4 protein-coding genes and 1 pseudogene are annotated in these 6,019 nt (G+C 70.7%); 3 read left to right on the top strand and 2 right to left on the bottom strand.

Translation table 11 applies throughout. From position 1 onward, the window contains the following. Positions 1-181: 181 nt before the first annotated feature. The 3 genes from CA983_RS39465 to CA983_RS39455 are packed head-to-tail and all read left to right on the top strand — an operon-like array spanning position 182 to position 3,470. Complete coding sequence (locus tag CA983_RS39465; RefSeq protein WP_208637138.1) at positions 182-1,555, top strand: ABC transporter substrate-binding protein; 1,374 nt, start codon at positions 182-184, stop codon at positions 1,553-1,555. A 2-nt stretch (positions 1,556-1,557) separates the two neighbouring features. Beyond that, on the top strand, positions 1,558-2,595 hold the full coding sequence (locus CA983_RS39460; protein ID WP_086605516.1) for a carbohydrate ABC transporter permease: 1,038 nt from the start codon (positions 1,558-1,560) through the stop codon (positions 2,593-2,595). Further along, entirely contained in the window at positions 2,592-3,470 is an 879-nt protein-coding gene (locus CA983_RS39455; RefSeq protein WP_086605515.1) for a carbohydrate ABC transporter permease, read from the top strand. Before CA983_RS39460 ends, CA983_RS39455 begins: the two co-directional genes overlap by 4 nt. Here CA983_RS39455 and CA983_RS39450 read toward each other — a convergent pair. Further along, on the bottom strand, positions 3,434-5,614 hold the full coding sequence (locus CA983_RS39450; protein WP_244207292.1) for a glycoside hydrolase family 3 N-terminal domain-containing protein: 2,181 nt from the start codon (positions 5,612-5,614) through the stop codon (positions 3,434-3,436). The two genes, CA983_RS39455 and CA983_RS39450, sit on opposite strands and share 37 nt — an antisense overlap. Before the next feature lie 80 nt (positions 5,615-5,694). Further along, positions 5,695-6,019, bottom strand: a pseudogene (locus CA983_RS39445) (ATPase); the annotation flags it as partial.

Here is a 6,019-nt window from a genome sequence, read left to right as displayed (position 1 = left end):
GGCCACGAACACCCCGGCGACCCCTCCCACCCGGACCACGAACACCGTCACTGAGCGCCGTACGCAACCGAACAGCAACACGGCAAACCATTGACCTCCGATGAATTCTGGTCCACCTTTTCATCAATCGAAGTCCAACTTGGTGATTTGATCCAGCATGACTGGTCCCAGGAGGGCAGCAATGCACGCAAGAAGACTCACCGGATCCCTGACCTGTCTGATCGTCCTGACGCTGACGGCCGCCGGCTGCGGCCTGGCCGGCGGCGGTTCCGACGGCGGCGACGCCACGGCCGGCGGCTGCAAGGTCGACCAGGGCAACGTCGGTTCCGGCAAGCTCTCCGGCGACGTCAAGGGAAAGATCACTTTCCAGACCACCAACCTGAAGAAGGACTTCGGGAAGTACTTCAACGGCGTCATCGACGCCTTCGAGCAGGCCCACCCCGGCACGAAGGTCAACTGGATCGACGACCCCGGCGACGCCACCTTCACACAGCGCCTGGTCGCCGACGCGCAGGGCTGCACGCTGCCGGACGTGGTGAACATCAACGTCAACACGGCGGTGGCACTGACGAAGAACGGCTACCTGCTGAACCTGGACGACAAGGCACCGGACGCGGGCAAGCCGTTCGTGCCCGCGTTGTGGAAGTCGAGCTCGTACGCCGACGCGGACGGCAAGAAGGTGCACAGCGTGCTGCCCTGGTACTCCGGCGGCATCGTGCAGACCTTCAACACCGACCTGATGAAGAAGGCGGGCCTTGACCCCGCGAAACCTCCGACGACCGTGCTCGGCCTGTTCGACGACGCGGAGAAGATAGCCAAGGTCTCCGGCGGCGAGTACTACGCGTTCCTCGCCAACCCACAGCTGCGCATCCCCGCCGACTGGCAGCAGATGGGCATCAACGTCCTGTCCGAGGACGGCAAGAAGTTCACCTTCGCCGACGACCCGAAGACGGCCCGGTGGGTCGAGGCCATGACGAGCCTCTACAAGGCCGGCGGCATGCCGAGGGACTCCCTGTCCTCCACGCAGGACCCGGCCAACGTCTACGGCCAGGGCAAGCTGGTCTACGGCCCCACCAACCCCAACTTCCTGCGGTTCATCCAGCAGAACAACCCGAGCGTCTACAAGAAGACCGGGGTGGCCCGGTACATGCTGGACGCCCTCGGCCACACCGTGGGCGCCCCGCAGTACGTCGGCGTCGCGTCCACCAGCAAGAACGCCTCGACGGCGCTGGCCTTCGCGCGGTTCCTGACGAACGCCGAGAACCAGTTGGAGTGGGCCAAGGACCCGAACGTCGTCATCTTCCCGTCCACCACGGCCTCCCTGAACGACCCGTTCTTCCAGTCGGTCAAGGGCGACGACCCGTTCGCCGAGGCCCGCAAGATCGTCGCCAGTGACCGCAAGACCGCCACGGCCGACGAGATCGCGCTGACGCCCGGTGAGCTGAACGCCATCTCGGCCCAGATCCAGCTGGCCATGCAGGGCAAGAAGAGCGCCGAGGACGCTCTGAAGGAGGCCCAGTCGAAGGCGAACCGGCTGATCGAGCAGGGCAGTTGAGGATGACCCAACCGACGGTCCACAAGGCGCCCGTCCCCGCTCCCCCGGGTGCGGGCGCCCGGCGCCCCGGCTCTTCCCCCTCGCCCGGCACGCCGGGGCCCCTGCGCCGCGCCCTCCGCTTCGTCACGCCCGGCGCGAGCGCCGACGCGGGGGGCGCGGCGCTCTACCGCCGCTGGTGGCTGCCCTGGCTGTGGATGACCCCGGCGATCGTCGGCGCGACCGTGTTCGGGGTCTTCCCGTTCCTCAACACGGTCGTCGTCTCCTTCACCGACGCCAAGCCGCTCGGCGGGGCGTACGACGTCGTCGGCCTGGAGAACTACCGCCGGATGCTGGGCGATCCGGACTTCTGGCTGGCCACCCGCAACAGCCTGCTGTACGCGCTGTTCGTCGTCCCGCTGATGGTGCTGCTGCCGCTGCTGCTCGCGATCCTCGTCGAGAAGAACCTGCCGGGCATCGGCTTCTTCCGCTCGGCGTTCTACACGCCGGTGCTCGCCTCCAGCGTGGTCGTCGGCCTGAGCTGGCAGTGGCTGCTGAGCGACCAGGGGCTGGTCAACACCTGGCTGCAGAAGGCGCACCTCATCCGTGAGGCCATCCCGTTCCTGTCGGACTCGTGGCTGATCCTGCTGTCGGCGATGGGCCTGACGCTATGGAAGGGCCTCGGCTGGTACATGATCTTCTACCTGGCGGCCCTCGGGAACGTCCCCAGGGAACTGCACGAGGCGGCGGCCGTGGACGGTGCGGGCGCCGCGCGCCGGTTCTGGCACATCACCGTGCCCGGCGTCCGCCAGTCGATGATGCTGGTCGGCACCCTGACCGGCATCGGCTCGCTGCGGGTCTTCACCGAGATCTACATGCTCGGCGGCGCCACCGGCGGCCCCGGCGGCGCCGACCGCACGCTGCCCTTCTACATCCGCGACGTCGGCCTCGACCCGCTCACCGGCAACGCCGGCTACGGCGCTGCCGTCAGCGTCGCCCTGTTCGCACTCACCCTTGGCCTCACGCTGCTCGCCCAGCGCCTGACGAAGGAGGACGAGGCATGACGACCGCCGTCGACAAGCGCCGACGCCTGATGCCCCGTTGGCGCGACTACGGCCGCCCGCGCGAACTGGTCGTCCGCTACCTGCTGCTGGTGTTCGTCCTCTTCATCACCGTCGGCCCGCTGCTGTGGCAGCTGCTGTCGTCCCTCAAGGGCGCGGGCGAGGACGTCTTCGGCGCGGGCGCCTCCCTGATCCCCCGCCATCCGTCGCTGCGGGCGTACCGGGAGGTCTTCGACCAGGTGCCGGTGTGGACGTACATCAGGAACAGCGTGTTCGTCGCCCTGCTGTCCATCACCAGCCAGCTCGTCTTCTCCACCATGGCCGGCTACATGCTGTCCAAACCCGGCTGGAAGGGCCGCAAGCTGGTGTGGATCGTGTTGCTGGCCTCCATGATGTTCCCCTTCGAGTCGATCATGGTGTCGCTGTTCCTCAGCATCCGGGACATGGGCCTGGTCGACAACCTGGCCGGTGTCTGGCTGCCCGGCTTCGTCGCCGCGATCAACGTCCTCATCATGCGCGCCGCGTTCCTGGCGGTGCCGCGCGAGATCGAGGACGCGGCGATGCTGGACGGAGCGGGCGAGTGGAAACGCTTCCGGTACCTGTACCTGCCCTCCGCCTACGGCGCGATCCTCGTCGTCACCATCAACACCTTCATCAGCGCCTGGGACGACTTCCTGTGGCCGCTGATCGTGCTGCGAACCGAGGACCACTTCACCCTGACGCTGGGCCTGGCGAGGCTTCAGACCTCGTCCTTCGGCTACGACCAGCGGATGGTGATGGCGGGCTCGGTGATCTCCGTGATCCCCGTGCTGGTGCTGTTCGTCATCACCCAGCGGTGGTTCTACAAGGGCGTTTCCTCGGGGGCCGTGAAGCTCTGAGTCGGTACGGCGGTCAGGGCGGTCCGCGCGGACGCGGCGACCCGGAACTCGACCACCGTGCCGGGCGGAACGGCGGCACCGAGGCCGGCGCCGAGCGGGAACGCGACCGTGCGGCTCTCGCCCGGCGCCAGGCCGACAGCCCGGAAACCGCACAGCTCCAGCCTGCGCGGCCAGACGGGGGTCCGCAGCCGGCGCAGATAGAGCTGCGCGACGCAGCGGCCCGGGCGCCGGCCCGTGTTGGTGATGTCGGCCTCGACGGTGTGCCCCGACAGCCGCGGCGGGCCGTACGCGAAGCTCGTGTACGACAGTCCGTGGCCGAAGGAGTGGAGCGCCTCGGCGCTGCCGTCCGCGTAGCCGCCGTACTCGGTGTCCTTGTGGTTGTAGTAGACGGGGAGCCGGGCCGCCGAGCGGGGCAGGGAGACCGGCAGACGGCCGGCGGGCTCGGCGAGGCCGAGCAGCACTTCGGCGATCGCCTCACCGCCCCACGGGCCGGGGTACCAGGCGGTGAGCAGCGCGGCCGCAGTGTCGGGCACGATGTGCGGGCGGCCCTGGATCAGCACGACCGCCGTCGGCGTCCCCGTCGCGACCACGGCGTCCAGGAGCGCGTACTGGGCGTCGCCCAGCCGCAGTCCGGCCAGATCGACGCCCTCGCCGCAGGTCATCTCCGACACGGCGGTGCGCGCGGCCCCGTTGGCGTCGAACCCGGTCCCGGCGGAACGCGCGCTGCTGCCGCCCAGCACCAGCACGGCGACATCGGATGCGGCGGCCTGGGCGATCGCCTCGGGGATGCCCGACAGGTCGCCGCCGGTGAGGGAGCACCCCTGGGCGTGGCGTATGTCGAGGCCGGCCGGGGCGAGCTTGCGCAGCCCGTCGAGGACGCTGGTGCCGGTGCCGGGCCGTTGCGGGGCGGTGTAGTCGCCCAGTTGGTGGGCGACGGTACCGGAGTGCGGGCCCAGGACGGCGATACGGGAGACGGTCGCCGGGGATATGGGCAGCACGCCGTGGTCGTCGTGGAGGAGGGTGACGGCGGCCCGGGCGAGGGCGGTGCTCAGGTCGCGTCCGACGGCGGGGGGTGGTGACGGGCAGGTGCTGTAAGGCTGTTCGAACAGTCCCAGGCGGAACTTCAGCCGCAGGACGCGCGATACGGCCTCGTCGAGAGCCGCCTCGCTCACCAGCCCCCGCTCCACCGCCGCCTCCAGATGCGTGAAGCCCTCGTCCCACAGGCTCAGATCCACACCGGACTCGAGCGCGAGGGCTCCTGCGGAGACCTTGTCCCCGGTGATCCGGGCCAGCCGGTCCACGGCCAGTCCGTCCGCCATGACGAGACCCTGGAAACCCCAGCGTTCGCGGAGCAGGTCGTGCAGCAGGGCGCGGTTCCCTGAGCAGGGCAGGCCGTCCACCTCGTTGTACGCGGCCATGACGGCGGCGGCCCCGGCGCGGACCCCGGCACGGGCGGCGGGGAGGTGGATCTCGTGCAGCTCCCGGAGCCCGAGCTCGGACTCGGCGGAGTTGCGGCCCCCGACGGTCGCGCCCTGCCCGGCGAAGTGCTTGAGGACGACGGGTGCCTTGTCGGCGGCGAAGTACTCGGCCGGTGCGCCCTGCATGCCGCGCACCAACGCCTCCGTCAGCCGTGCGGCCAGGTACGGGTCCTCGCCGAAGCACTCCTCGGTCCGCCCCCAGCGCGGATCGCGGGCGATGTCGAGGGCCGAGACCAGGGCGACATGCCCGCCCCGGGCGCGCAGTTCGGCGGCGGCGTGGGCGGCGGCCCTCTCGTACAGCCCGGGGTCCCAGCTGGCGCCGACGGCCAGGTTGACGGGCAGGACCGTGCCGTCGAGGGCCATGTGGCCGTGCGGCACCTCCTCGACGAACAGGGCCGGGATGCCGAGCCGGCTGCGCTCGACGACGTGGCGCTGGACGAGGTGGGCCAGTTCGGCGCCGTCCGACGCGCCGGATCCGGTGGCGTGGCCGACCCCCGACCAGGCGTCGGCGCGCAGCAGTCCGTAGAGCGCACCGAGTCCGGCGAAGCGCTCGGTCTCGGCGTACAGGGCGTCGGTGAGCTCGAAGCCGCCGTCGGGGGTGCGGCGGTAGGCGTCCCAGCCGTACATCCGCTGGTTGAGCTGACCGGCCTTCTCCCGCAGTGTCATACGGGAGAGCAGGTCGCGGACGCGGGCGTCGACCGGGGCGGCGGGGTCGCGGTACGGGGGCGTGCCCTGCCGGGTGGCGGTCACGTACGGCCGCCGTGGGCGAGGCGGGCCAGGGCGACGGCGCCGCGGCAGCCGTCGGGGACCCAGTCGAGGGTGAGGCCGAGGGCGTGGAGGCGGGCTTCGAGGCGGTCGGTGAGGGGCCCGTCGGGGCCGAGCAGTCCGCCGGTGGCGACCACCCGCTCCCCGGGGCTGGGCTCCAATGCCCGCACGGTTTCCGTGAGTTGGTCAGCCGCCTCGTCAAGGATCGCCAGGGCGACCGGATCCTCGGCCTCCCGGGCCGCCGCGACGACCAGCGGCGCGAGCCGTGCCAGGCGGATGGGGGGCTCGGCCATGACGGCGGGGAGC

Origin of the sequence: Streptomyces swartbergensis, from assembly GCF_002148965.1 — a bacterium.
Lineage (GTDB): Bacteria > Actinomycetota > Actinomycetes > Streptomycetales > Streptomycetaceae > Streptomyces > Streptomyces swartbergensis.
The sequence above is the reverse complement of the archived record's forward strand: the minus strand, read 5'-3'. Positions and strand labels throughout refer to the sequence as shown.